Raw genomic sequence first — 23,251 nt, forward strand, 5'->3', positions numbered from 1 at the left:
CAACCCGTCAAGGCTCTTTGCCTTATAACGTATTGTTCTAAAACTCCCACAATTTACCCGGGTCAGTCTCTGGGTACCCGCCGTTTTGGCGGGCTGCATTTCTATCCCTCCCCAACGGAAAAACCGGTAAGGAATTTATGTGCGGATTAGCTGGAGAGTTACGTTTCGATCACCAACCTGCCGACCTGGCAGCGGTGGAACGAATCACCCATCACTTGGCGCCACGCGGTCCTGACGCGTGGGGCTTTCATGCCCAGGGGCCGATTGCCCTGGGCCATCGACGCCTGAAAATCATGGACCTGTCGGATGGCTCCGCCCAACCGATGGTCGACGCCCAGCTGGGCCTGTCCCTGGCGTTCAACGGCGCGATCTATAACTTCCCGGAATTGCGTGAAGAGCTGGAAGCCCTGGGCTACGCCTTCTATTCCGGTGGCGACACCGAAGTGCTGCTCAAGGGCTACCACGCCTGGGGCGAAGCCCTGCTGCCCAAGCTCAACGGGATGTTCGCCTTCGCCATCTGGGAGCGCGATGCCCAGCGCCTGTTTATCGCCCGTGACCGCCTCGGCGTGAAGCCGCTGTACCTGTCGCGCACCGGCCAGCGCCTGCGTTTTGCCTCGGCCCTGCCGGCGCTGCTCAAGGGTGGCGATATCAACCCGATCCTCGATCCGGTGGCCCTCAATCACTACCTGAACTTCCACGCCGTGGTGCCGGCGCCGCGCACCCTGCTGGCGGGCATTGAAAAGCTGCCGCCCGCCTCCTGGATGCGCATCGACGCCGATGGCAAGACTGAACAGAAAACCTGGTGGACCCTGCCCTACGGCCCCCACGCCGACGAAGCCAACCTGACCCTGGAAGACTGGACCGACCGCGTACTCGACAGCACCCGCGAAGCCGTGGCGATTCGTCAGCGGGCGGCGGTGGATGTGGGCGTGCTGCTTTCCGGCGGTGTCGATTCCAGCATGCTGGTGGGTCTGTTGCGGGAAGTCGGCGTGCAGGACCTGTCGACCTTCTCCATCGGTTTTGAAGACGCTGGAGGCGAGCGCGGCGACGAGTTCCAGTATTCAGACTTGATCGCCAAGCATTACGGCACCCGTCACCACCAACTGCGTATCGCCGAAAGCGAAATCATCGAGCAATTGCCGGCGGCGTTCCGCGCCATGAGCGAGCCGATGGTCAGCCATGACTGCATCGCCTTCTACCTGCTGTCCCGGGAAGTGGCCAAGCACTGCAAGGTGGTGCAAAGCGGCCAGGGCGCCGATGAACTGTTCGCCGGTTACCACTGGTACCCGCAGGTGGATGGCGCAAGCGACCCGTACGCGGCCTACCGCGACGCATTTTTCGACCGCAGCTACGACGACTATGCCGCTACCGTCGCGCCGAAATGGTTGACCGCGAATGACGCCGCCGGCGACTTCGTGCGCGAGCATTTCGCCCAGCCCGGCGCCGATGCGGCGGTGGACAAAGCCCTGCGCCTGGACAGCACCGTTATGCTGGTGGATGACCCGGTCAAGCGCGTCGACAACATGACCATGGCCTGGGGCCTGGAAGCGCGCACGCCGTTTCTCGACTATCGCCTGGTAGAACTGTCGGCCCGCGTGCCGGGCAAATTCAAATTGCCGGACGGCGGCAAGCAAGTGCTCAAAGAAGCGGCGCGCCGGGTTATCCCGAGCGAGGTCATCGACCGCAAGAAAGGCTACTTCCCGGTGCCCGGCCTCAAGCATTTGCAGGGTGACACCTTGAACTGGGTGCGTGAGCTGCTGCTGGACCCAAGCCAGGACCGCGGCCTGTTCAACCCGGCCATGCTCGACCGCCTGCTCACCGATCCCCAAGGCCAACTGACCCCGTTGCGCGGCTCCAAGCTGTGGCAACTGGCGGCGCTGAACCTGTGGCTCAGCGAACAAGGAATCTGATTCATGAAACCTCATGCCACGGCTTACAGCCAACGCTTGCTGCGAGGCCAGGCGCCCTCCTACGAGCGCCTGCAAGCCCGCTTCGCCGAAGACGGCAGCGAACTGGACCCCACGCCGATTGCCGTGCATTGCGGTTGGGGCCGGCTGTTGATCGGCCACACCTTCCCGGACCCGGCGAGCCTGGCCCTGGAGTTGCTCAACGAGCAGCCCGGCGAGCGGGATATCGCGCTGTATGTGGCGGCGCCGCAGCAGATCCTCGGGATTGATCCCCAGCAGTTGTTTCTCGACCCGTCCGATACCCTGCGCCTGTGGTTCACCGACTATCGCCCGGCAACCCGGGTGTTTCGCGGGTTCCGGATTCGCCGGGTACAAACCGAGGCGGACTGGCAGGCGGTGAACCAGCTGTACCAGGGGCGCGGCATGTTGCCGGTGGACCCGGCGCTGCTCACGCCACGCCATCAAGGCGGCCCGGTGTATTGGCTCGCCGAGGACGAAGACAGCGGCGCGGTGATTGGCAGCGTGATGGGCCTGAACCACCACAAAGCCTTCAACGATCCGGAGAACGGCTGCAGCCTCTGGTGCCTGGCGGTCGACCCGCAATGTACCCGCCCCGGGGTGGGTGAAGTGCTGGTACGCCACTTGATCGAACACTTCATGAGCCGCGGCCTGAGCTACCTCGACCTGTCGGTGCTGCACGACAACCGCCAGGCGAAAAGTCTCTACGCCAAGCTTGGCTTTCGCGCGCTGACCACCTTCGCCATCAAGCGCAAGAACGGGATCAACCAGCCGCTGTTCCTCGGCCCTGGCCCGCAGGCGGAGTTCAATCCCTATGCGCGGATCATTGTCGAGGAAGCGCATCGGCGCGGGATTGACGTGCAGGTGGACGATGCCGATGCCGGCTTGTTTACCCTGAGCCACGGTGGCCGCCGGGTGCGCTGCCGCGAATCCCTCAGCGACCTGACCAGCGCCATCAGCATGACTTTGTGCCAGGACAAGAGCCTGACCCACAAGGTGTTCAAGGCCGCAGGCCTGAACCTTCCGGCCCAGCAATTGGCCGGCAGTGCCGATGACAACCTGGAGTTTCTCGACGAGCACCAGCGTATTGTGGTCAAGCCGCTGGATGGCGAACAAGGCCAGGGTGTGGCGGTGGATTTGCAGACCATTGAAGACGTGCAAAAAGCCATTGAGGCGGCCCGCCAATTCGACACCCGTGTACTGCTGGAAAGCTTCCACGAAGGCCTCGACCTGCGCATTCTGGTGATCGGCTTTGAAGTGGTCGCCGCCGCCATTCGCCGCCCGGCGGAAGTCACCGGCGATGGTCAGCATTCCATTGGCGCGTTGATCGAAGCCCAGAGCCGCCGACGCCAGGCCGCCACCGATGGCGAAAGCAAAATCCCCCTGGACCATGAAACCCAACGCACCCTGCAGGCGGCCGGCTACGACTACAACAGCATCCTGCCCCGTGGCGAACGCCTGGCGGTGCGACGTACCGCCAACCTGCACACCGGCGGTTGCCTGGAAGACGTCACCGCCATCCTCCACCCGACCCTGGTGGACGCCGCCGTGCGCGCCGCCCGTGCCCTCGACATTCCCATGGTGGGCCTGGACCTGATGGTGCCGGCCGCCGACCAACCGGACTACGTGTTTATCGAAGCCAACGAACGGGCCGGGCTGGCCAACCATGAACCGCAGCCGACGGCTGAAAAGTTCGTGGACCTGTTGTTCCCGCATAGCCAACCGACGGCTTGAGAAAGGTGTTGCCTTGACTGGCGCTTTCGCGAGCAAGCCCGCTCCCACAGGGGAATGCATTCCAAATGTGGGAGCGGGCTTGCTCGCGAAGACGCCGGTACAGCCAACACAATCTCTGAGGCGCCCCTTTCATCGAAACCATCGATGCCCTCAACTCATCAGGAGTTTCCATGACCCGAACCATCCCCGAACCGGATCTCGCTTACCTGCAAAAAGTACTGCTGGAAATGCTCGCCATTCCCAGCCCCACCGGGTTTACCGACACCATCGTGCGCTACGTTGCCGAGCGCCTTGAGGAACTGGGCATTCCCTTTGAAATGACCCGGCGCGGCACCATCCGCGCCACCCTCAAGGGCCAGAAAAACAGCCCCGACCGCGCCGTTTCCGCGCACCTGGACACCATCGGCGCCGCCGTGCGGGCGATCAAGGACAATGGCCGCCTGACCCTCGCGCCGGTGGGCTGCTGGTCCAGCCGTTTTGCCGAAGGCAGCCGCGTCAGCCTGTTTACCGATAACGGCGTGATCCGTGGCAGCGTGTTGCCGTTGATGGCCTCCGGTCACGCGTTCAATACGGCCGTGGATGAAATGCCCATCAGTTGGGACCACATCGAACTGCGCCTGGATGCCTACTGCGCCACCCGCGCCGACTGTGACTCCCTGGGTATCAGCGTCGGCGATTTCGTCGCCTTCGACCCGCTGCCGGAGTTCACCGAGAGCGGCCACATCAGCGCCCGTCACCTGGACGATAAAGCCGGGGTTGCCGCACTGCTGGCGGCGCTCAAGGCGATTGTCGACAGCGGCCAGCCGCTGCTGATCGACTGCCATCCGCTGTTCACCATCACCGAAGAAACCGGCAGTGGTGCGGCGGCGGCATTGCCGTGGGATGTGAGTGAGTTCGTCGGCATCGACATTGCGCCGGTGGCCCACGAGCAGCACTCCAGCGAGCACGCGGTGAGTGTGGCGATGCAGGATTCCGGCGGGCCGTATGACTATCACCTGTCCCGCCACCTGCTGCGCCTGGCGGCGGAGAATGAGTTGCCGGTGCGTCGCGACCTGTTTCGCTACTACTTCAGCGACGCGCATTCGGCGGTGACCGCCGGCCACGACATTCGCACCGCGCTGCTGGCATTCGGTTGCGATGCCACCCATGGTTATGAGCGCACGCACATCGACAGCCTCGCCGCGCTGAGTCGCCTGCTGGGCGCGTACATCCTCAGCCCGCCGGTGTTCGCCAGCGATGCACAGCCGGCCAAAGGCTCCCTCGACCGGTTCAGTCACCAGATCGAACACGACACACAAATGGAGAGTGATACCCGCGTGCCGTCGGTGGACAGCCTGGTGGGCCAAAAAACCTGAGACTGGCAACTCGGATCCCGGCGCAGTAGCATCGCCGGGATTCCCTAGCCGAGGCTTGTATGCTGATTCCCTACGATGCACTTGAAGTCGACACCCTGACCCGCCTCATCGAAGACTTCGTGACCCGCGACGGCACCGACAATGGTGACGACACACCTCTGGAAACCCGGGTGCTGCGGGTACGCCAGGCGCTGACCAAGGGCCAGGCGCTGATTGTTTTCGACCCCGAAAGCGAGCAGTGCCAGTTGATGCTCAAGCACGATGTGCCCAAGCACCTGTTCGACTGAGACTCAAGGATTGGGCACAGGCACTGGATGGGTGTTGGCCTGCTGCCCGTGGCGACTGAGGATCTTCTGATAGACCTCCGCCCGGTGCACATTGACCCCCACCGGCGCTTCCACACCCAGCTTCACTTGGGTGCCGTTCACTTCCAGAATGCGCAAGGTGATCTGGTCACCCACCGAAATTATTTCACCTACCGCGCGGCTTAATACCAGCATGGGGTTCGTCCTTTTTAAGTTACCGAACCCCGACCATGCGCTCCCTGCCTGGCACCATCAATGGCCTTCAGGTTAAACAGGCATGCCTTACACATCAGGGTAAATTACCCTACAGACAGGCAGTGAATAAACTCGAATTACACCCAAGAACCAAACGATATGTTCAAATTTGCAGGCACTCTCTGTGGCTAGAGAGCTTGTTGTGGCGAGGGAGCAAGCTCCCTCGCCACAACAAGCCCTCGCCACATCAGGTGCTCACCTGAAATTCAACCTTTTACCGCCTGCGACTGAGCTTTCGCCCGCATCTTGTCCGCCATCACGGTCATCTCGTCATACAGCAGTTGCGGGTTCTTCTGTTTCAATGCCCAGGCCATGCGCCCCTGCTCGTGGGGCAGGATCATGAATTGCCCTTCAGCCACCTGCTGGTAGATGTAGTCGGCGATCTGTGCGGCGGTAATCGGCGAGCTTTCCAGCAGCTTGCCCACCTGGGCCTTCATCGCCGGCGTCGGCCCGCGGAACGAGTCCAGCAGGTTCGTCTGGAAGAAGGATGGGCACACCACATGCACGCCGACTTCCTGTTGCTTGAGTTCCACCAGCAGGCTTTCCGAAAGTGCCACCACGCCGGCCTTGGCCACGTTGTAGTTGCTCATGGCCGGGCCCTGCATCAGGGCGGCCATGGACGCGATGTTGATGATGCGGCCCTTGCTCTTTTCCAGCAGCGGCAGGAAGGCTTTGCAGCCCTTGACCACGCCCATCAGGTTGATCGCGATCTGCCAGTCCCAGTCTTCCAGGGACAGTTCGCTGAAGAACCCGCCCGACGCCACACCGGCGTTGTTGACGATCACGTCGATGCCACCGAACTTTTCCTCACAGGCCTGTGCGAACGCGGTGAGCTGGCTGTAGTCGCGCACGTCGCAGCGCTGGGTGAAACCGTCACCGCCGGCCTGGCGTACAAGCTTGAGGGTTTCTTGCAGGCCCGCTTCGCTGACGTCCGACAAGGCCAGCTGCCAACCCTCACGGGCCCAGCGCAGAGCGATTTCGCGACCCAGGCCAGAACCGGCGCCGGTGATCATCATGCGATTTTGCATAGGAAAGTAGCCTTGTGGTTCACGGAAGAAGTGAGCCGCAGTGTAGCGAAGGTTTTTCCCGCACCCACGCACCATCAGACTGCTGAATGCCCCAGGCAAACCGTGGGCCGGGTCGGATAGCGGGAAACCCGCCAAGTTCCATTTATTTGAACTAAGGACAGTTATTTGCAACGGGGTTAAAGGAAATAAGCAAGTTAGCGAAAAGCTTTAAAAAAACACGGAATTTTCTGCCAAACACATGGGTCGGAGTTATTAAGGCGTCCGTATCAGTTGTCGGGCCTATTCGTTAAATAACAGGTCTTTTCAGAAGACAATAAGGAAAACAAAACATGAGCCTCATTCTTATCATTATTCTGATCCTCCTGCTGGTCGGCGGTCTTCCAGTGTTCCCTCACTCACGCAATTGGGGTTACGGGCCATCGGGTATTCTCGGTACTGTGTTGGTAGTGCTGTTGATTCTGTTGTTGCTCGGCAAGATATAACGCGTTCCAGCGTGCAAAAAAAAGAGGCCTTGAAAGGCCTCTTTTTTTATGCGCGGGTGTTTAGTCCGGCTTGCCGTCCACTACACCGGCGGTGTTGTCCAGCAGGCTCTTGGTAGCGGTCTGCAGGAACGATTCGAGTTTCTGCTTCAACGCAGCCTCGTCCGGCGACTCTGGAATCACTTTCCCGGTCGGGTTGGCGCCCAGTTCGTATTCCCACAACTTCGGCGGCATTTCCTTGGGCAGTACCAGCACCCGGTCACCGGTGAGCAAGGCGACGGTCTGGTCGCTGCCCGACGGCTTGATCACGCCAAAGCCCTTGTCACCTTCCGGCAGGTTGAGCAGGTCACGGCCCCAGCACTGGTGCAGGGTGTCACCGCCCAGGCGGCCCATGATGGTCGGCACGATGTCGATCTGGGTGCCCACGGTGTGGTCACGCTCGCCGAACTTCTCCTGCATGCCCGGTGCAATCATCAGCATCGGCACGTTGAAGCGGCCCAGGTCCATCTCGGTGATCTGCTGCTCGTTGCCGAAGCCGTGGTCGCCCACGATCACGAACAGGGTTTCCTTGAAGTACGGCTCCTTGCGGGCCTTTTCAAAGAACTGGCCCAAGGCCCAGTCGGAGTAGCGCATGGCCGTCAAATGCTCGTTGAGGCTGCCACGGTCGGTGACCTTCTCGACCGGCAATGGCGTCGGCAACGCGTACGGCGTGTGGTTGGACAGGGTTTGCAGCAGCGCATAGAACGGCTTGCCGCCTTCACGGGCCTTCAACTCTTCCAGGCCACGGTTGAACATGTCCTGGTCGGACACGCCCCAGGTCGGGTCCGAGAACACCGGGTTGACGAAGTCATTACGCCCGATGAAGTTGGTCATGCCCTGGTTGCTGAAGAAGCCCGACTGGTTATCCCAGGCGAAGTCGCCGTTGTAGACGTACACGTCATCGAAATCGCGATGGCTGAGCAACTGCGGCAGGCCCGACAGCTTGTGGCTGCCTTCCGGAGTCTGCATCAGGTATTCGAAACCCGGCAGGTTCGGGAAGCAGGCCATGGTGGCGAACATACCCTGGTGGGTGTGGGTGCCGTTGGAGAAGAAGCGGTCGAACAGCAGGCCTTCCTTGGACAGTTTGTCGAAGTACGGCGTGATATTGCCCGGGCGGCCCAGGGCGCCCACCGAGTGACCGGCGAAGCTTTCCATCAGGATAACCACGACGTTCTTGATCGGCAGGGTCTTCTCGGCCGGCGGCGTGAAGTCACGGCGTACCGCGGCGGTGTCGGTGTCGACCAGTTTCTCGCTCGGCAATACCAGCATGTCGCGCACGGTCTGGGTGGCCAGCGGCTGCTCCAGGGTGGCTTTCCAGATGTTCGAACGCTCCTCGGAGAAGCGCGATTTCGCCGCCGCAATCAGCGACAAGGTACCGTTGAGGCCCAACTGGTTGGCGAAGTTCGAGTCGGTGGTGTACACGTCGCCCCAACGCAGTGGCGGGCCCTGGCGCAGGGTGCCACGGATGGCGACCACGGCGACCAGCAGGCAGACCACGAACACCGCGATGCGCGTGTACCACGGCGCTACCTGGCGAGTGCCGATGCTGCCACCGCTGAACGGGCCGCGTGGGCGCGTTGCACGGTCGGCGCCTTTGAAGGCGATGCTCAGGATCAGCGTACCCACGGCCCAGGCCAGCAGGTAGCGCACCACCGGGAAACCGTACCAGAGCATGCTCATCACGGTTTTCGGGTCTTCCTTCACGTACTGGAAGACCAGGCCGTTGAGGCGCTGGTGGAACTCGCGGTAGAAGTCCATTTCCATCAGGCCCAGGAACAGCGCGATGCTGGACGCGACCGTCAGCCACAAGCGGAAGAACCCGCGCGCCGCCATGGCCCGTACGCTGAACAACGCCAGCAGCAACGGCACCAGCACGTACATCACCAGGCGGATATCCAGGCGCAGGCCGTTGGCGAACGCTTCAAGGAAAGTCGAGGCCGGTGTGTCGAGGATCATCTCGCGGTTGTAGACCAGCAGCGCCAGGCGCAGCAGGGAGAACATCACCATCATGATCAAGGCACAAAGCAGCGTGTACGCCAGATGGGATTTGACGGTCGGTTGCAGCAAGCGATTAGAAGCTCGCTGCTGATTCAGGGCGTCCGGGTTTGCCATGTCGTTTTAGGACCCATTGGAAGTTTAAGTTGCGAATGAATACAGCGGCGCCCCGCCCTCGCCCAGGCAGGCTGGGGTAGACGGTGAACGCAATGGCGCAAATGGTGCCCGATCAACGCCGGCAACGCCATTGATTACTCACTCCTGCAGTAGGTGGGCACTCGTTTTAGAGCACTCGACAGGGGAAATAGCCGGCGAATTGTCTTGGATGGAATGTGAAAATTTTGTACAGCGAATATCTCGAAACACAATAACGGGCGTACGGAAACAGATGTGGGAGCGGGCTTGCTCGCGAATACGGTAAATCAGTCGATACATCAGGTGACTGTTACACCGTATTCGCGAGCAAGCCCGCTCCCACACTTACTGTGCCCGCTCTGGATAGCGTTGTTTGGATCAGATCCGCACGTTACCGCGCGGCCCGGCGATCGCCCAGATGATCAAGCCCAGTACCGGCAGCAGCAGGATCAACAGGATCCACAACACTTTGGCGCCGGTACTCGCGCCGCTTTTGAACACGTTGATGATCGCCCAGATATCCAGCGCGAGGATGATCAACCCGATCAGACCATTAAAAGTGGAACCCATGGTGTCGCTCCTAAGTGAGGGCTTGCCTGCTTAGGATAGTCAGCCGTGGCCGGGGGTTCCGTTTTATTTCAGACGTGTACCGCAACCCGCAGGGCTTCCAGCGATGGTTCGCCCTTTATGCCGGTTTCAGCACACAACTCCAGCACCCGTGGCACGTCGTCGCCGTAGACCAGCACAGCCTGGATCTCGTCGTCCAGCAACTGGCTGAAGTTCATCAGCACGTAGCCGCCGTTCTCCGGGTTGAGGGCACTCATCTGGATCTGGATGCGGTTCAGCGCGGTCAGGGCTTCGGTCTTGGCCAGTTGCTTGGGCTTGAGGTTGAACGCCACGCCGGGGCCAAAGGAGGCGACGATCTGGGCGAACAGGTCCAGGTAGGTGTCGGCCTGGAACAGCACGGTGTCAGGCAGGCTGCCGACAACGATCCACTCGCCCAGGGGAATCGGGAAAGTGTCGTCGTAGTTGATGTCGGGGTTGGCGGCCAGGAAAGCGTCGGGATCGGCGTAGGCCTGGGCCGCCTCGTCCGCCACCCTGGCGATCTCGGGTTCGCTCATGCAGCCGGAGCTGATTTTGCTGATGAGTTCGACGAGTGCGGTTTTCATGGGGTGGTCCTGTGGCGGGGCTGATTTTGAGGGCGCAAAGCCTACACCAGTTTTTGCAACTGCGCCGCCGTATCCACCGCCCCCATGGTCTGGGCCGCTGCCAGCGCGGTCACGCCCTGGGCATCGGTGGCCTTGGGATTGGCGCCCTGGCTGATCAGGTAGTCCACCATTTCGGTACGGTTGAACATCGCCGCCATCATCAAGGCGGTGCGACCATCAGAGGATGCGCCTTCGACCAACGCTCCGCCTTCGATCAATGCCTTGACCACCGGCAGGTTGCCCTTGAACGCCGCGCCGGCAATCGGCAGCTGGTTCTTGTCGTTGGCAATCTGGGGGTCGGCCTTGAATTCCAGCAGCACTTTCACCGCGTCCACATGACCATGGTAGGCCGACAGCATCAACAGCGTATCGCCATTGTGGTTGCGCAGGTTCGGCGGCAAGCCCTTGGCCAGCAACGCAGCCAGCATCGCGGCATCGCCCTTGCGCGCCACGTCGAACACCTGCTCGGCAAATTCGGCGGCTTCGTCTTCGGTCATTTGTTTGGCTTGGTCTGACATGTGGGGCTCCTTGTCTGGTGTTTCATAAGGCGCCCAGTCTCGCGATGGAGTTCCCCACTGTCATGCCTTTTTTCCCAAAAGCGGCGATAGGCAGAATCAATAACGGAACTTGCCCGCCTGAATATCCGCCAACAGTTGCCCGGTGACCGGCACATAACTGTCCGACCCAGGCAGCCAGGCAAAGATCGGATCATCACCGGCCTTGCCCGGGTCGAACGCTTCCTCCTTGAGCTTTACCTTCTGGTATTTGAAGGTGCCCGTGGTTTCCATCTTCACCTTGATCCGCAGGAACAACGGCACCGCATACGCGGGCAATTGCCCGTGGGCGAAGGTCAGCAACTCGCGCATGTCCAGGGAGGCCAGGGATTCGGCAGGCGTAATGGCCGCCATGCCCGCGCGGCCGTTGGTGTTTTCAATCTCCACGCCGTAGGCCACCACTTCGGAAATCTGCGGGTGCTGCAGGAAGATGTTCTCGACTTCGGTGGTGGAGACGTTTTCACCTTTCCAGCGGTAGGTGTCCCCCAGCCGGTCAACGAATTGGGCGTGGCCGAAGCCGATATTGCGCAACAGGTCGCCGGTGTTGAAATAACGGTCGCCCTTCTCGAACACGTCGCTGAGCACCACCTTGCGGTTCTTCTCGGGGTCGGTGTAGCCGTCGAACGGTGCCTTGTCATCGATCCTGGCCAGCAGCAGCCCCTGGCCCCCCTTGGGCACTTCGCGCATGAAACCGTCGGCGCCGCGAATCGGCTCACAGCTGTCATGGGCGTAGTCCACCAGTGCCCAGTGCATCAGGGAAAAGCCGATGGTGTTGTCGAAGTTCAGCACATTGGTGAAGCCGATGTTGCCGTCACTGGCGGCGTACAGCTCGCAGATATGATCAACGCCAAAGCGCTGCTTGAACTCAGCCCAAACCCCAGGGCGCAGGCCGTTGCCGATCATCTTCGTCACCCGGTTGTCCAGGTCGCGCCCATGGGCAGGCTGGTCGATCAGGTAGCGGCACAGCTCGCCGACATAACCCAGGGTGGTCGCATTGAATTTGCGCACATCGTCCCAGAACTGGCTGGCGCTGAACTTGCGGCGAATCGCGAACCCCGACGCCCCGGCAATCGCCGAACCCCAGCACACGCACAGGCCAGTGGCGTGATACAGCGGCAAGGTGCAATAGACGACATCCTCGGGCCCCATATCCAGGGCGATGGTGCCGAAACTGGCCGAGGACTTCATCCAGCGGCCGTGTTTGAAAATGCCGGCCTTGGGCAAGCCGGTGGTGCCGGAGGTGTAGATATAGAAGCAAGGGTCGTTGAAAAAAATCTGCTGGGTGCTGGCGGGGTTTTCCACCGGGCAGTCGGCGCTGGCAGCCATCAGGTCGACGTAATCCGGCGGCACATGGCTGTGCTGCTGATCGGCAATAAACCAGGTTTTATCCGCCTCGATGGCCACCTGGCTGCGCACGGCCTCGTAGGCCCCTACCAACTCGGCACCCACCACAATGGCCGCCGGCGTCACCAAGTTGAGGCTGTGAACCAGTGCGGTCTGGGTTTGCGAGGTATTGAGCATCGCGCAAATGCCGCCCACCTTGGCCACGGCCAGTACGCTGAGCAACAACTCGGGGCGGTTCTCGATAAACAACGCCACCACGTCGCCCTTGCCGATCCCCTGCTGCTGCAGGTAGTGAGCCATGCGGTTGGCCTGCTGGTTGGCCTGGCGGTAGCTCAGCACCGTGTCGCCATACAGCAGCGCGGCGCCGTCGGGGTTGCGTTGGGTGGCTTGTTCAAAGGTCCAGCCCAGGCCGCACGGCTGGTCGGGATCGGTGATGTTGGCAACGCGGATTCCGCGCACCAGGCGCGGCAGTGCACGGACAATGGTGGGCACCTTACGCAGCATCATGCCCCAGGTGATCATGTCACTTGGCGGGTGGTTCATGGCGGGAACGTCCTTTTTCTTATTGTTCGTATGACCCTCAAGGCACCCATCGCACTGTAAGACCCGCGCCGAATGCCTTGCAGAAAAATACGCCAGCCGTTCTTCGGCTGTACACGCAGGATTTGAAAAGTTTTGTATCCCGAAAGGAAAAGGAATTTAGCGCACCGCCAGGTGGTCACTATGGAAGACCTGCCTTGCGTGCCAGCGGTGAAACACTTGGCAAAACCCCGCAAAATGCAGGATGCACGATGGCCATTCATGCAAATTGCACGAAACCGGAAATCTTAAAATTTTATAACTGATTGATTTATAACGATTTTTTAAGATAGTCAGTACTGGCACAATCACTGCACCTATCACTCCACGCTGCAAAACATGAGCTAACGGAGCTGATAGACATGAGCCTGATCCAAGATAAATTTTCTTCTGTGTTCTCCAATTTCGACGTCACCACCCAGGCGCGTCCTGATGGCGGCATCCTGCTGACCTTGCGTAACAGCGAAGGCAAGCAGATCAAACGTTCGATCTCTTATCAGCAACTGCACACGGCCGACCAACTGACGTGGGTCATCAGCGCCATTCGCCGCGACCTGGCTGAACAAGCCAGCGACCTGCCACAGATTTCGATGCTGCAAAGCCAGAACCGCTTTGCCCTGCCGACCTACCATTCGGCTTGACCGTCATGCAGGACCCGAACAGGTCGTGGTGCCGTTGCGCACCACGGCCTTTTTTTATTTGCACAATCCCTGTTTCACCGCCTCGTTCACGGCCTGGACCCGGTTAGTCACCTGCAACTTGCCGTAGATGTTGCGCAGGTGAAACTTCACCGTGGCCTGGGAGATGGAGCGAATCCTGCTGATTTCCCACACCGTCTTGCCCTCGACCGCCCAATGCAGGATTTCCCGTTCCTTTGGGGTCAGGGGTTTACCCGACAACATCGCACGCGCCTTGCGGTTGGCAACCGGCGCGCTGTCCGTTTGCGTGGACGGTTGTTCCTGTGGCTCCGAACCGCTCATGCAGGCCTCTCTCTTCATATAGGTCTTGTAACGCCCGAAGTCGGATTACTCCTATTGACAGGCGAATAAATATTGAGACCAGAGAGAGTTACACAAAGAGTGGAAGTAACAAGTAAGGTCAACGATAAACAGCTGTTACCCACAAACTTTCAAGTTTATTCCTACAGCGATTTCCAACCTGAAGGAATTGAAGTTAAAAAAATGCCCCCTGTTCAGGAGGCATTGCCGGACGAACTTAGTCATCAAGCCGGGGAAAACCCTCGGCGATCGCGTCGCCCGTCAGCATGACCGCCAGCCCTTCAGGGTCACTGAACAGGCGGATCGCCACAAAGTGCGGGTTCTCCCCCATATCAAACCAGTGCGGGATGCCGCTCGGCACCAAGATCAGGTCGTTTTTCTCGCAGAACACCGCGTACACATAATCTTCGATGTGCAAGGTAAACAGCCCACGACCCGCTACGAAAAAACGCACGTGGTCTTGGGCCATGCGGTGTTCGTCGAGTCGCTCGGCGCGCAATTGGGCTTTCTGCGGGTGATCATTGCTGATGCGGAGCACATCAACGGTGGTGTAGCCGCGCTCGGTCATCAGCTTGTCGATGGGCGCCTGGTAGGCGGCGATAATCTCAACCTCGCTGGCCCCGGGCTCAAGTCGGGTAGCCGCCTGCCAGCGATCGAACCCCACACCCAGCTCGGCCAGGGTCGAGGCGATATCGTCCTGGTGAGTCAGGACCTTGTTCGGGGTGTCGGGGGTGCAGACGTGGTAAACCGCGAGATAGCTCATCAAACTCTTCCTCTGTCACGGGAGCCGCTCATGGCCGCTCCTCTTGCAATCGAATGCCAATGATTAGGGCGGCGGCCAGGGCCGCGATGCTGGCAATGCTGAAGGTCAGGGTCGGCCCCAGCAGGTTCCAGCTGTAACCTGAATAGAGTGCGCCCAGCGCACCGCCGGTACCGGCCAGTGCCGCATACAGTGCCTGGCCCTGCCCTTGCTGGCGAGCACCAAAGCTGCGTTGCACGAACTGGATGGCCGCCGCGTGGAAGCTGCCGAAGGTCGCCGCGTGCATCACCTGCGCCAGCAACAGCACCCAGAAGAATTCGGCAAATGAGCCCAGCAGCAACCAGCGCAGTGCGGCCAGCAGGAAACTCGCCATCAATACCCGGCGTACCGAACAGCGCGTGAGAATCCGGCTCATGGCCAGGAACATCAAGACTTCCGCCACCACGCCCAGCGCCCACAACATGCCGATCACGCCACGGCTGTAACCGAGGTGTTCAAGGTGCAGGGTGAGGAAGGTGTAGTACGGGCCGTGGCTCATTTGCATCAGCGCCACGCAGGCATAAAACGCGAGGACGCCGGGGCTGCGCAGTTGCCGCAAAAAGCCGTCACCGGCCAGGCGGTTGCCCTGGGCCGGCGGCTGCGCATTCGGCACCCAGAGGCTCGCGCCGATGATGCCGGCCATGATCACCACGACCACCACCGGGTAGATATCCAGGCTCAGCCAGTCGAACAAGCGGCCCATGATCACCACGGTGAGGATAAAACCGATGGAGCCCCACAACCGCACCTGGCTGTAGCGCGAGGTCTGGCCTTGCAGGTGCGCGAGGGTGATGACTTCAAACTGCGGCAGGACCGCGTGCCAGAAGAACGCGTGCAAGGCCATCACCAGCGCCAGCCAGGCGTAAGTCTTGCTGACAAAGATCAACGAGAAACTCACCAGGGTGCACACCGCGCCAAAGCGCACGATGGCCAGGCGCCGGCCGGTGTAGTCCCCCAGCCAGCCCCACAGGTTGGGTGCCACGCAGCGCATCAGCATGGGGATGGCCACCAGCTCGCCGATGCGCGCGCTGGAGAACCCAAGGTGATCGAAGTACAACGCCAGGAACGGCGCCGTCGCCCCCAGCAGGGCGAAATAGAACAGGTAGAAGCTGGAGAGTCGCCAGTATGGAAGGGCTTGCGTCAGCATAAGTGACTTGTGGCGAGCGAGCCTGCTCGCGCTGGGTCGCGAAGCGGCCCCGATAGAAGCGCCGCAGTTCTCCAGGTACTACCGGATTGCAGGCTTTGGGGCCGCTGCGCAGCCCAGCGCGAGCAAGCTCGCTCGCCACCCACGGTCACAGCTGGCCCAATACCGGAGTACTGACTTTTACGTCGGCGTTTTGCCCACGATGGCGCAGCAGGTGGTCCATCAACACGATGGCCATCATCGCTTCGGCAATCGGCGTGGCGCGGATGCCGACGCAAGGGTCGTGACGGCCCTTGGTGATCACGTCCACCGGGTTGCCGTGCACATCGATCGAACGGCCTGGCGTGGTGATGCTGGACGTCGGCTTGAGGGCCAGGTGCGCAACGATCGGCTGGCCGGAGGAAATGCCGCCGAGAATGCCGCCGGCGTTGTTGCTGAGGAAACCTTCCGGGGTCAGCTCGTCACGGTGCTCGGTGCCACGCTGGGCCACACAATCGAACCCGGCGCCGATTTCCACGCCCTTGACCGCGTTGATGCTCATCAGCGCGTGGGCCAGTTCGGCATCGAGGCGGTCGAAGATCGGCTCGCCCAGGCCCGGCATCACGCCTTCGGCAACCACGGTGATCTTGGCGCCGACGGAATCCTGGTCGCGGCGCAACTGGTCCATATAGGCTTCCAGCTCCGGCACTTTATCCGGGTCTGGGCAGAAGAAAGCGTTGTCTTCGACGCTGTCCCAGGTCTTGAACGGGATTTCGATCGGGCCCAGCTGGCTCATGTAGCCGCGGATCACGATGCCCTGGGTCGCCAGGAACTTCTTCGCAATCGCACCGGCCGCCACGCGCATCGCGGTTTCCCGCGCCGAGCTGCGGCCACCGCCACGGTAGTCGCGCTCGCCGTATTTGTGGTGGTAGGTGTAGTCGGCGTGGGCCGGGCGGAACAGGTCCTTGATCGCCGAGTAGTCCTTGGACTTCTGGTCGGTGTTGCGAATCAGCAGGCCGATGGCGCAGCCGGTGGTGCGGCCTTCGAACACGCCGGAGAGGATTTCGACTTCGTCGGCTTCCTGGCGCTGGGTGGTGTGGCGGCTGGTGCCGGGCTTGCGGCGGTCGAGGTCACGCTGCAGGTCTTCCAGGGACAACTCGAGGCCCGGCGGGCAGCCGTCGACAATGGCGACCAACGCCGGGCCATGGCTTTCGCCCGCGGTGGTAACAGTGAACAGCTTGCCGTAGGTATTGCCGGACATGCAGGGCGCTCCGTGAAATCAGTTGAATCAAGTCAACCGTAATAACTTAAGGCGGCCAGTATACGCAGGCTAACCGACTAGTTCATCCTCGAAACCTTACCGGTAGACGTTGGTCCAACCGGCACCTTCCTCATGATGGCGCGATGATGCTGCGAGTTCTGCTTTTGACCCTCACTCTGTTTTCCAGCCTTGGCTTCGCCGCCTCCCCTGTCGTGCTGCAACGGCCCATCAGCCTGGACACCGGCAGTGGCGAGCTGTTTGGTTCGCTGTTGCTGCCCAAATCCGACAAGCCGGTGCCGGTGGTGCTGATCATCGCCGGCTCCGGGCCCACCGACCGCAACGGCAACAGCGCCGACGGCGCACGCAACGACAGCCTCAAGCGCCTGGCCTGGGTGCTGGCCAGGCACAACATCGCCAGCGTGCGCTACGACAAGCGCGGCGTGGCCGCCAGCCTTGCCGCCACCCCCGATGAACGCAACCTGACTCTGGATGCCTACGTGTCCGACGCCGTGGCCTGGGGCAAGTTGCTCAAGGCCGACCCACGCATGGGCCCGCTGATTGTGCTGGGCCACAGCGAAGGTGCACTGGTGGCCGCCCTCGCCGCCCCGCAGCTCAACCCGGCCGGGGTGATTTCCCTGTCGGGCAGCGCGCGCCCGGTGGACCAGGTGATCCGCCAGCAACTGGCCGACCATATGCCTCCAGCGCTGTTACTGCGCAGCAACCAGATTCTCGATCACCTCAAGGCCGGCCAGGTGGACGCCGATGTGCCCACCCCCCTTGAGGGCATTTTCCGCCCCAGCGTGCAGCCCTATCTGATCAGCCTGTTCCGCGCCGACCCTTCGGCGGCCTTTGCCAAATTGACCATGCCGGCGCTGATCGTCCAGGGCACCAATGACCTGCAGGTCGGCGTGGCCGATGCGCAACAATTGCAGAAGGCCAAGCCCGACGCCGAGCTGACGGTGATCGAAGGCATGAACCACGTGATGCGCATCGTGCCCAACAACGTGAAGCAGCAACTGGAGTCCTATAACGACCCGCAGTTGCCGCTGGCGGCTGAACTGGGCACCCGCCTGGTTCGCTTTATCGACGGACTTCGCGCCAGTTAAGCGAGTATTGCCCCTCCAGTCCTGAGCAAAACGGCCGATAAGCCATGGGTCGACAGCAAAAAGCCTGTCGGCCCGCAGAGCTTGGACAGGATCGCGCCGAATGACGAACACCGAAGCAACACCCGAACCTACCGCCGACACCACGGCTGACACCGAGGCCGCCGCATCGGCCGCGTTACCGTGGGCGGAGGTGCAGGCCGAACATTTCAAGATGCTGCGCCTGGCCCCTTTGGCCACCGACCGTGCCACGGGCGTGCGGCCCCTGCGCTTTGTGCAGTTTGGCTGGGCCGAACGCAACAACAAGGACCACAGCCTGCTGCGCATGGTCATTCAGTTGCCGGGCCAGCGGGTGCGCCGGGAACAGAACCATTTGGATATCTGGGTCGATCACGCGACCCATCGGGTGCACTTTGGCCCGGGCAACAGCCTGGAGATCGAGCCGGCTAACCGCGGCATCGGCCGTTTCCTGGTAGCCCAGGGCGCCGCCTGGGCGAAAAAGAAGTGGTCGCACTACCGCGTCGACGGCGTCGACCTGGCCAACAAGGACGCCCTCAACGAAGCCACGCGCCTGCGCCGGGATCACTTCCTGCGTATCCAGGGCTTTGATGTGGCGTACGCCGATGTCCAGCATTTGAAGGGCAACGTGCAGCCGGGCAAGGTCAGCGATGTGCTGGACAGCTGGAACACCGAAAAGCTGCAGTTCGTGGAGATTCTGGAAGCGGCGCAGATGCTGCAACAGGCCGAGCAGAACCTGGCGGAACAGGAAGTGAAACTGCGCAAGGAAGAGGAAAAAGTCACCAAGTTCAAGCGCGAAGACAGCGGGTTGCGCTTCACGATTACGTGCCTGGTGGCGTTTACCGTGTTTCAGGCGGGGTTGTTGATCTGGATTGCGACGCATCGGTAATCCGGTTTATCAATTGAAACCGGATCAAAATGTGGGAGCGGGCTTGCTCGCGAATGCGGTGTGTCAGTCACCGGATATCTTGACTGAGCCACCGCATTCGCGAGCAAGCCCGCTCCCACACTGACCGCGTTACCCACTTGGAAGCGGTTAAATCCTGGCGGCAAACACCGCCTGATGCGCCCGGCACTGCTCGGCCGTCAACATGAACACGCCATGCCCGCCGCGCTGGAACTCCAGCCAGGCGAAGTCCACTTCGGGGTACAACGCCTCGACGTGAACCTGGCTGTTGCCCACTTCGACAATCAGCAAGCCCTTCTCGGTCAAGTGATCTGCCGCCTCGGCCAGCATCCGCCGAACCAGGTTCAAGCCGTCGTCACCGCAGGCCAGGCCCAGCTCCGGCTCGTGCTGGTATTCATCCGGCATGTCGGCAAAGTCTTCGGCGTCGACATACGGCGGGTTGGACACGATCAGGTCAAAACGCTGGCCCGGCAAACCATCAAAGCCGTCGCCCTGAACGGTATACACGCGCTCATCGACGCCATGGCGCTCGATGTTCTGGTTGGCCACCTCCAGCGCTTCGAAGGACAGGTCGCCCAGTACCACTTCGGCGTCCTGGAACTCGTAGGCGCAGGCAATACCGATGCAACCGGAACCGGTGCACAGGTCCAGAATGCGTGCCGGCGGTGTGCCCAGCCACGGTTCGAAGCGGTTTTCGATCAGTTCGCCAATCGGTGAGCGGGGAATCAATACACGCTCATCAACGATAAACGACATGCCGCAGAACCAGGCTTCCTTCAACAGGTAAGCGGTCGGCACACGCTCGTGGATACGGCGGTGCAGCAACCGTTGCACGTGGGAGATTTCCTCTTCTTCCAGGTTGCAATCCAGGTAACTGTCGGCAATTTCCCATGGCAGGTGCAAGGCGCCGAGCACCAGTTGCCGGGCTTCGTCCCAGGCGTTGTCGGTGCCATGGCCAAAAAACAGGTCTTCCCCATGGAAACGGCTGACGGCCCATCGGATGTGGTCGCGCAAGGTGCGCAGGCGGGAAGTGATCACGGGGGCAAGCTCCTGGAAAAAACGACCGGCGATTCTAACAGTCTTAAGCTGTACCGACGATGTACGAAAAAACCCTTTGCCGCACGTCGGATTTCATCTTAAACGTGGTTTTTGCCTAAACGTAGTGCCCTATTGACATCGCTGCACGCCAACAACGGCGTACCTTACGATGGTAGCGATTCACAGAAGCGCTCAGCCAGAGGACAATGTCACAAAAGCCCCACTCACAGGAGCCCCAGAATGTCCGTTCCAAAGACGATGTTTCAACTCAGCGGTCGTGGTTACGCAGCGGCGAACCTGAACCATGCGACCCTCGTGATCATCGACGCCCAGAAGGAATACCTCAGTGGTCCCCTCGCCCTCTCGGGCATGGACGCTGCTGTCGAACATATCAAGCAACTGGCGGCTGCCGCGCGCAACGCCGGGCGCCCGATCGTGCATGTGCGCCACCTGGGCACTGTCGGCGGGTTGTTTGACCCTCAGGGCGAGCGCGGTGAGTTCATTCCTGGCCTTGAGCCACAGGCCGACGAAACCATCATCGGCAAGCTGCTGCCCAGCGCCTTCCACGGCACCGGCCTGGAGAAACACCTGCAAGACCTCGGTTCCCTGGACCTGATCGTCTGCGGCTTCATGAGCCACTCCAGCGTCAGCACCACGGTGCGTGCGGCAAAAAACCTGGGCTTTCGCTGCACCCTGGTGGAAGACGCCTGCGCCACCCGCGACCTGCCTTACAAGGGCGGCATCCTCAGCGCCGACCACGTGCAGCAGACTGAAATGGCCATCATGGCTGACAACTTCGCCACCCTCGCCTTGACCAAAGATCTGATCTGATCGACCTTCGATGAGCGGGTAGCCGCCCGCTCATCCGCAAATACCTGTCATTTGCTGCAATTGCCTCTGTACCCGGAACAACCTGTGTATCTTCCGGTCGAAGGGCCGATACCCTGGAGGAAAGGTCGGAATGAAGATATCCGATGGTTTTGATGCTCGTCGCTTGCGCCCCAAGGGCCCGAGCAACTGGCGTCTGCGCATCGGCGCCGGCTTTGCCGCGCTGTTGGCGATAGGTGGCGTACTACTGGCAATTGCTGGCGGCGCTGGTTTGGTTGGACACTCACCGGCCCTGGGCGAGCTGAATGCCAGCCCTGGCGGTTCTGCAATACTCTTGGTCATCGGCCTGCTGGTGCTGTGGTTCGGCGTATGGCTGTGGCGCCGTTGCCGTCGGCGCATGCGCCAACCGCTGTCACTGAACATCGCTTCGCACCTGATGAAAAAGCACGACTGATGGCGCACAGATAGCGTTTGTTGCGCATCAAGCCGCCGCGATTAGGTAAACTGCCCGCCCTTCGCGGAGGCTGACATGCAAGACGACGATTTTTCCCTATTCAAGAACGAGCTGCGCGGCGTCAAGCCGATCAAGCATGATCGCGCCGACACCGGCAAACCCAAGACCGATCGCGCCCAGATCGCCAAGCTGCGCCAGGCCGCGACCGTGCGCACGGACGCCACCACCGTGGACGGCCTGTCGGATCAATTCGTTATCGATGTAGGTCCCGAAGACGAGTTGATGTGGGCCCGCGACGGCGTGCAGGAAAGCCAGATGCGCAAGCTCAAGGTCGGCCAGATCCCGTTCGAGGGCAGTCTCGACCTGCACGGCATGACCGTCGAAAAAGCCCGCGAAACCCTCTGGGCGTTCCTCGCCGAAGCCACCAAATTCGAAATCCGCTGCGTGCGCGTCACCCACGGCAAGGCCGTGCGCCTGGACGGCAAGCGGCCGATGATCAAAAGCCACGTCAACACCTGGTTGCGCCAGCACTCCCAGGTGCTGGGTTTTACCTCATGCCAGCCACGTCACGGCGGCGCTGGCGCGGTGTATGTGATGCTCAAGCGCACCATGATGGAAGGCCGCGACGAGTAACAAGTGCCATCGTCAGGCTTGCAGCGATGTGTTGGCCGCCGTACCCTTGCCCTTTGCGAAAATCCCACTAGGTAGTTTCATGTCCCTGGAACAGAATTACACCGCGATCCTCGGCCAGCTCGGCGAGGACGTTTCCCGCGAGGGCCTGCTCGACACGCCAAAACGTGCCGCCAAGGCCATGCAGTATCTTTGCCGCGGTTATGAACAGACCCTCGAAGAAGTCACCAACGGTGCCTTGTTCAGCTCTGACAACAGCGAAATGGTGCTGGTCAAGGACATCGAGTTGTACTCGCTGTGCGAACACCACCTGCTGCCGTTCATCGGCAAGGCTCACGTCGCGTATATCCCGAGCGGCAAAGTGCTGGGCCTGTCGAAGGTCGCGCGTATCGTCGATATGTATGCCCGCCGCCTGCAGATCCAGGAAAACCTCAGCCGCCAGATCGCCGATGCGGTCCAGCAGGTCACCGGCGCCCTGGGCGTTGCAGTGGTGATCGAGGCCAAGCACATGTGCATGATGATGCGCGGTGTGGAGAAGCAGAATTCGTCGATGATCACGTCGGTGATGCTGGGTGAGTTCCGCGAAAACGCGGCGACCCGCAGCGAGTTTCTCAGCCTGATCAAGTAATCCGCGGCACCTGGAAAACCGGCGTTCATCGCCGGTTTTTTTTCGCCTGTGAAAAATCAGGTAAGCTGCGCCCCCTTAAGTCTAGGGCAAGAGGTTTCAGCCATGTTCGTCAAAGCACTTCGAGTGGGCCTCGGCCACGTCATCATCGCCGGCGACTTCCTGACCCGTCCGCGCAAAAAGCAGCGCCCTGCCGAACAACAGGCGCAGGTGAACGCAGCGGCCAAGGACCTGACCCTGTATCAATTCCACGCCTGCCCGTTCTGCGTGAAGACCCGCCGCACCCTGCACCGCCTGAACGTGCCGGTGGCCTTGAAGGATGCGAAGAACAACGTGCAGGATCGCCAGACCTTGCTGGAGCAAGGCGGCAAGATCAAGGTGCCATGCCTGCGCATCGAAGAGAACGGCCAGACCACCTGGATGTACGACTCCAAGGTGATCATCGATTACCTCGACAATCGGTTTGCGGCGGTCTGACAAACAGCGAGGATCCAGTGTGGGAGCGGGCTTGCTCGCGAAGGCGGAGTATCAG

The 23,251-nt window shown here is 61.1% G+C and carries 25 protein-coding genes; 13 read left to right on the forward strand and 12 right to left on the reverse strand.

Going from position 1 to position 23,251, the window contains the following annotated elements:
* The first annotated feature begins 137 nt into the window (after positions 1-137).
* From HX869_RS20310 to HX869_RS20325, 4 genes are all read left to right on the forward strand, one after another.
* Positions 138-1,910, forward strand: coding sequence for an N-acetylglutaminylglutamine amidotransferase (locus tag HX869_RS20310; RefSeq protein WP_003216754.1), 1,773 nt, complete (start codon positions 138-140; stop codon positions 1,908-1,910).
* Positions 1,911-1,913: 3 nt separating this feature from the next.
* On the forward strand, positions 1,914-3,659 hold the full coding sequence (gene ngg, locus HX869_RS20315) for an N-acetylglutaminylglutamine synthetase (RefSeq protein WP_178903571.1): 1,746 nt from the start codon (positions 1,914-1,916) through the stop codon (positions 3,657-3,659).
* A 170-nt stretch (positions 3,660-3,829) separates the two neighbouring features.
* Positions 3,830-5,014, forward strand: coding sequence for an osmoprotectant NAGGN system M42 family peptidase (locus HX869_RS20320; RefSeq protein WP_003216760.1), 1,185 nt, complete (start codon positions 3,830-3,832; stop codon positions 5,012-5,014).
* A gap of 59 nt (positions 5,015-5,073) precedes the next feature.
* On the forward strand, positions 5,074-5,301 hold the full coding sequence (locus HX869_RS20325; protein ID WP_003192759.1) for a YheU family protein: 228 nt from the start codon (positions 5,074-5,076) through the stop codon (positions 5,299-5,301).
* A 3-nt stretch (positions 5,302-5,304) separates the two neighbouring features.
* On the opposite strand, the gene csrA is transcribed toward HX869_RS20325, so the two are convergent.
* Positions 5,305-5,514: a carbon storage regulator CsrA gene (gene csrA, locus HX869_RS20330; RefSeq protein ID WP_008433220.1), complete on the reverse strand. Its 210-nt coding sequence runs from the start codon at positions 5,512-5,514 to the stop codon at positions 5,305-5,307.
* 266 nt (positions 5,515-5,780) lie between these two features.
* Positions 5,781-6,602 carry an SDR family oxidoreductase gene (locus HX869_RS20335; RefSeq protein WP_008433217.1) on the reverse strand — a complete coding sequence of 274 codons (822 nt, stop codon included), beginning with the start codon at positions 6,600-6,602 and terminating at the stop codon, positions 5,781-5,783.
* Between the two features lie 329 nt (positions 6,603-6,931).
* Between HX869_RS20335 and HX869_RS20340 the strand changes: the two genes are divergently transcribed.
* The gene (locus tag HX869_RS20340; protein WP_003216767.1) at positions 6,932-7,084 is read left to right on the forward strand and encodes a DUF3309 family protein; all 153 of its coding nucleotides are present in this window, start codon (positions 6,932-6,934) and stop codon (positions 7,082-7,084) included.
* Positions 7,085-7,144: 60 nt separating this feature from the next.
* On the opposite strand, the gene HX869_RS20345 is transcribed toward HX869_RS20340, so the two are convergent.
* From HX869_RS20345 to HX869_RS20365, 5 genes are all read right to left on the reverse strand, one after another.
* On the reverse strand, positions 7,145-9,232 hold the full coding sequence (locus tag HX869_RS20345; protein ID WP_003216769.1) for an LTA synthase family protein: 2,088 nt from the start codon (positions 9,230-9,232) through the stop codon (positions 7,145-7,147).
* 396 nt (positions 9,233-9,628) lie between these two features.
* On the reverse strand, positions 9,629-9,820 hold the full coding sequence (locus tag HX869_RS20350; protein WP_003172956.1) for a PLDc N-terminal domain-containing protein: 192 nt from the start codon (positions 9,818-9,820) through the stop codon (positions 9,629-9,631).
* 68 nt (positions 9,821-9,888) lie between these two features.
* Positions 9,889-10,419 (reverse strand): hypothetical protein, encoded by a 531-nt coding sequence (locus HX869_RS20355; RefSeq protein ID WP_134326016.1) that lies wholly within the window; start codon positions 10,417-10,419, stop codon positions 9,889-9,891.
* 41 nt (positions 10,420-10,460) lie between these two features.
* Positions 10,461-10,976 (reverse strand): ankyrin repeat domain-containing protein, encoded by a 516-nt coding sequence (locus tag HX869_RS20360; RefSeq protein WP_010176046.1) that lies wholly within the window; start codon positions 10,974-10,976, stop codon positions 10,461-10,463.
* Between the two features lie 96 nt (positions 10,977-11,072).
* Entirely contained in the window at positions 11,073-12,899 is a 1,827-nt protein-coding gene (locus HX869_RS20365) for a long-chain-acyl-CoA synthetase (RefSeq protein ID WP_102368460.1), read from the reverse strand.
* Between the two features lie 398 nt (positions 12,900-13,297).
* Between HX869_RS20365 and HX869_RS20370 the strand changes: the two genes are divergently transcribed.
* On the forward strand, positions 13,298-13,576 hold the full coding sequence (locus HX869_RS20370; protein WP_003216777.1) for a DUF3509 domain-containing protein: 279 nt from the start codon (positions 13,298-13,300) through the stop codon (positions 13,574-13,576).
* A gap of 54 nt (positions 13,577-13,630) precedes the next feature.
* Here the strand turns inward: HX869_RS20370 and HX869_RS20375 are convergent, their stop codons facing one another.
* The 4 genes from HX869_RS20375 to aroC all read right to left on the reverse strand — a co-directional run bounded on the left by HX869_RS20375 (position 13,631) and on the right by aroC (position 17,116).
* Positions 13,631-13,915 (reverse strand): response regulator transcription factor, encoded by a 285-nt coding sequence (locus tag HX869_RS20375; RefSeq protein ID WP_003216779.1) that lies wholly within the window; start codon positions 13,913-13,915, stop codon positions 13,631-13,633.
* A 235-nt stretch (positions 13,916-14,150) separates the two neighbouring features.
* Positions 14,151-14,696: an acireductone dioxygenase gene (locus tag HX869_RS20380; protein ID WP_134326014.1), complete on the reverse strand. Its 546-nt coding sequence runs from the start codon at positions 14,694-14,696 to the stop codon at positions 14,151-14,153.
* A 28-nt stretch (positions 14,697-14,724) separates the two neighbouring features.
* Entirely contained in the window at positions 14,725-15,876 is a 1,152-nt protein-coding gene (locus HX869_RS20385; protein ID WP_178903573.1) for an MFS transporter, read from the reverse strand.
* Positions 15,877-16,024: 148 nt separating this feature from the next.
* Positions 16,025-17,116 (reverse strand): chorismate synthase, encoded by a 1,092-nt coding sequence (gene aroC, locus HX869_RS20390; protein WP_003213122.1) that lies wholly within the window; start codon positions 17,114-17,116, stop codon positions 16,025-16,027.
* A 143-nt stretch (positions 17,117-17,259) separates the two neighbouring features.
* Here aroC and HX869_RS20395 point away from each other — a divergent pair, with 143 nt between their 5' ends.
* Positions 17,260-18,222, forward strand: coding sequence for an alpha/beta hydrolase (locus HX869_RS20395; protein ID WP_003213124.1), 963 nt, complete (start codon positions 17,260-17,262; stop codon positions 18,220-18,222).
* Between the two features lie 100 nt (positions 18,223-18,322).
* Positions 18,323-19,126 carry a hypothetical protein gene (locus tag HX869_RS20400; protein ID WP_003213127.1) on the forward strand — a complete coding sequence of 268 codons (804 nt, stop codon included), beginning with the start codon at positions 18,323-18,325 and terminating at the stop codon, positions 19,124-19,126.
* 147 nt (positions 19,127-19,273) lie between these two features.
* On the opposite strand, the gene prmB is transcribed toward HX869_RS20400, so the two are convergent.
* Complete coding sequence (prmB, locus tag HX869_RS20405) at positions 19,274-20,182, reverse strand: 50S ribosomal protein L3 N(5)-glutamine methyltransferase (RefSeq protein ID WP_008433201.1); 909 nt, start codon at positions 20,180-20,182, stop codon at positions 19,274-19,276.
* 240 nt (positions 20,183-20,422) lie between these two features.
* Between prmB and HX869_RS20410 the strand changes: the two genes are divergently transcribed.
* From HX869_RS20410 to HX869_RS20430, 5 genes are all read left to right on the forward strand, one after another.
* Positions 20,423-21,013 (forward strand): cysteine hydrolase family protein, encoded by a 591-nt coding sequence (locus HX869_RS20410; protein ID WP_003213131.1) that lies wholly within the window; start codon positions 20,423-20,425, stop codon positions 21,011-21,013.
* Between the two features lie 130 nt (positions 21,014-21,143).
* Positions 21,144-21,464: a hypothetical protein gene (locus tag HX869_RS20415; RefSeq protein WP_003213133.1), complete on the forward strand. Its 321-nt coding sequence runs from the start codon at positions 21,144-21,146 to the stop codon at positions 21,462-21,464.
* A 75-nt stretch (positions 21,465-21,539) separates the two neighbouring features.
* The gene (locus tag HX869_RS20420) at positions 21,540-22,097 is read left to right on the forward strand and encodes a Smr/MutS family protein (protein WP_003213135.1); all 558 of its coding nucleotides are present in this window, start codon (positions 21,540-21,542) and stop codon (positions 22,095-22,097) included.
* A 79-nt stretch (positions 22,098-22,176) separates the two neighbouring features.
* Positions 22,177-22,722 (forward strand): GTP cyclohydrolase I FolE, encoded by a 546-nt coding sequence (gene folE / locus HX869_RS20425; protein WP_003204506.1) that lies wholly within the window; start codon positions 22,177-22,179, stop codon positions 22,720-22,722.
* Between the two features lie 102 nt (positions 22,723-22,824).
* Positions 22,825-23,196 carry a glutathione S-transferase N-terminal domain-containing protein gene (locus HX869_RS20430; RefSeq protein WP_178903572.1) on the forward strand — a complete coding sequence of 124 codons (372 nt, stop codon included), beginning with the start codon at positions 22,825-22,827 and terminating at the stop codon, positions 23,194-23,196.
* Positions 23,197-23,251 lie beyond the last annotated feature (55 nt).

The organism is Pseudomonas sp. P7779 (assembly GCF_013386315.1).
Taxonomy (GTDB): domain Bacteria; phylum Pseudomonadota; class Gammaproteobacteria; order Pseudomonadales; family Pseudomonadaceae; genus Aquipseudomonas.

What these genes read in the sequence shown, in the direction of transcription:
- HX869_RS20430 (WP_178903572.1), top strand. Translation starts at nt 22,825, where the DNA reads ATGTTCGTCAAAGCACTTCGAGTGGGCCTCGGCCACGTCATCATCGCC.
- HX869_RS20370 (WP_003216777.1), top strand. Translation starts at nt 13,298, where the DNA reads ATGAGCCTGATCCAAGATAAATTTTCTTCTGTGTTCTCCAATTTCGAC.
- HX869_RS20415 (WP_003213133.1), top strand. Translation starts at nt 21,144, where the DNA reads ATGAAGATATCCGATGGTTTTGATGCTCGTCGCTTGCGCCCCAAGGGC.
- HX869_RS20365 (WP_102368460.1), bottom strand. Translation starts at nt 12,899, where the DNA reads ATGAACCACCCGCCAAGTGACATGATCACCTGGGGCATGATGCTGCGT.
- HX869_RS20325 (WP_003192759.1), top strand. Translation starts at nt 5,074, where the DNA reads ATGCTGATTCCCTACGATGCACTTGAAGTCGACACCCTGACCCGCCTC.
- HX869_RS20400 (WP_003213127.1), top strand. Translation starts at nt 18,323, where the DNA reads ATGACGAACACCGAAGCAACACCCGAACCTACCGCCGACACCACGGCT.
- HX869_RS20360 (WP_010176046.1), bottom strand. Translation starts at nt 10,976, where the DNA reads ATGTCAGACCAAGCCAAACAAATGACCGAAGACGAAGCCGCCGAATTT.
- HX869_RS20410 (WP_003213131.1), top strand. Translation starts at nt 20,423, where the DNA reads ATGTCCGTTCCAAAGACGATGTTTCAACTCAGCGGTCGTGGTTACGCA.
- HX869_RS20335 (WP_008433217.1), bottom strand. Translation starts at nt 6,602, where the DNA reads ATGCAAAATCGCATGATGATCACCGGCGCCGGTTCTGGCCTGGGTCGC.
- HX869_RS20320 (WP_003216760.1), top strand. Translation starts at nt 3,830, where the DNA reads ATGACCCGAACCATCCCCGAACCGGATCTCGCTTACCTGCAAAAAGTA.
- HX869_RS20395 (WP_003213124.1), top strand. Translation starts at nt 17,260, where the DNA reads ATGATGCTGCGAGTTCTGCTTTTGACCCTCACTCTGTTTTCCAGCCTT.
- folE (WP_003204506.1), top strand. Translation starts at nt 22,177, where the DNA reads ATGTCCCTGGAACAGAATTACACCGCGATCCTCGGCCAGCTCGGCGAG.
- HX869_RS20420 (WP_003213135.1), top strand. Translation starts at nt 21,540, where the DNA reads ATGCAAGACGACGATTTTTCCCTATTCAAGAACGAGCTGCGCGGCGTC.
- ngg (WP_178903571.1), top strand. Translation starts at nt 1,914, where the DNA reads ATGAAACCTCATGCCACGGCTTACAGCCAACGCTTGCTGCGAGGCCAG.
- HX869_RS20340 (WP_003216767.1), top strand. Translation starts at nt 6,932, where the DNA reads ATGAGCCTCATTCTTATCATTATTCTGATCCTCCTGCTGGTCGGCGGT.
- HX869_RS20355 (WP_134326016.1), bottom strand. Translation starts at nt 10,419, where the DNA reads ATGAAAACCGCACTCGTCGAACTCATCAGCAAAATCAGCTCCGGCTGC.
- HX869_RS20345 (WP_003216769.1), bottom strand. Translation starts at nt 9,232, where the DNA reads ATGGCAAACCCGGACGCCCTGAATCAGCAGCGAGCTTCTAATCGCTTG.
- HX869_RS20350 (WP_003172956.1), bottom strand. Translation starts at nt 9,820, where the DNA reads ATGGGTTCCACTTTTAATGGTCTGATCGGGTTGATCATCCTCGCGCTG.
- HX869_RS20380 (WP_134326014.1), bottom strand. Translation starts at nt 14,696, where the DNA reads ATGAGCTATCTCGCGGTTTACCACGTCTGCACCCCCGACACCCCGAAC.
- aroC (WP_003213122.1), bottom strand. Translation starts at nt 17,116, where the DNA reads ATGTCCGGCAATACCTACGGCAAGCTGTTCACTGTTACCACCGCGGGC.
- csrA (WP_008433220.1), bottom strand. Translation starts at nt 5,514, where the DNA reads ATGCTGGTATTAAGCCGCGCGGTAGGTGAAATAATTTCGGTGGGTGAC.
- HX869_RS20375 (WP_003216779.1), bottom strand. Translation starts at nt 13,915, where the DNA reads ATGAGCGGTTCGGAGCCACAGGAACAACCGTCCACGCAAACGGACAGC.
- HX869_RS20310 (WP_003216754.1), top strand. Translation starts at nt 138, where the DNA reads ATGTGCGGATTAGCTGGAGAGTTACGTTTCGATCACCAACCTGCCGAC.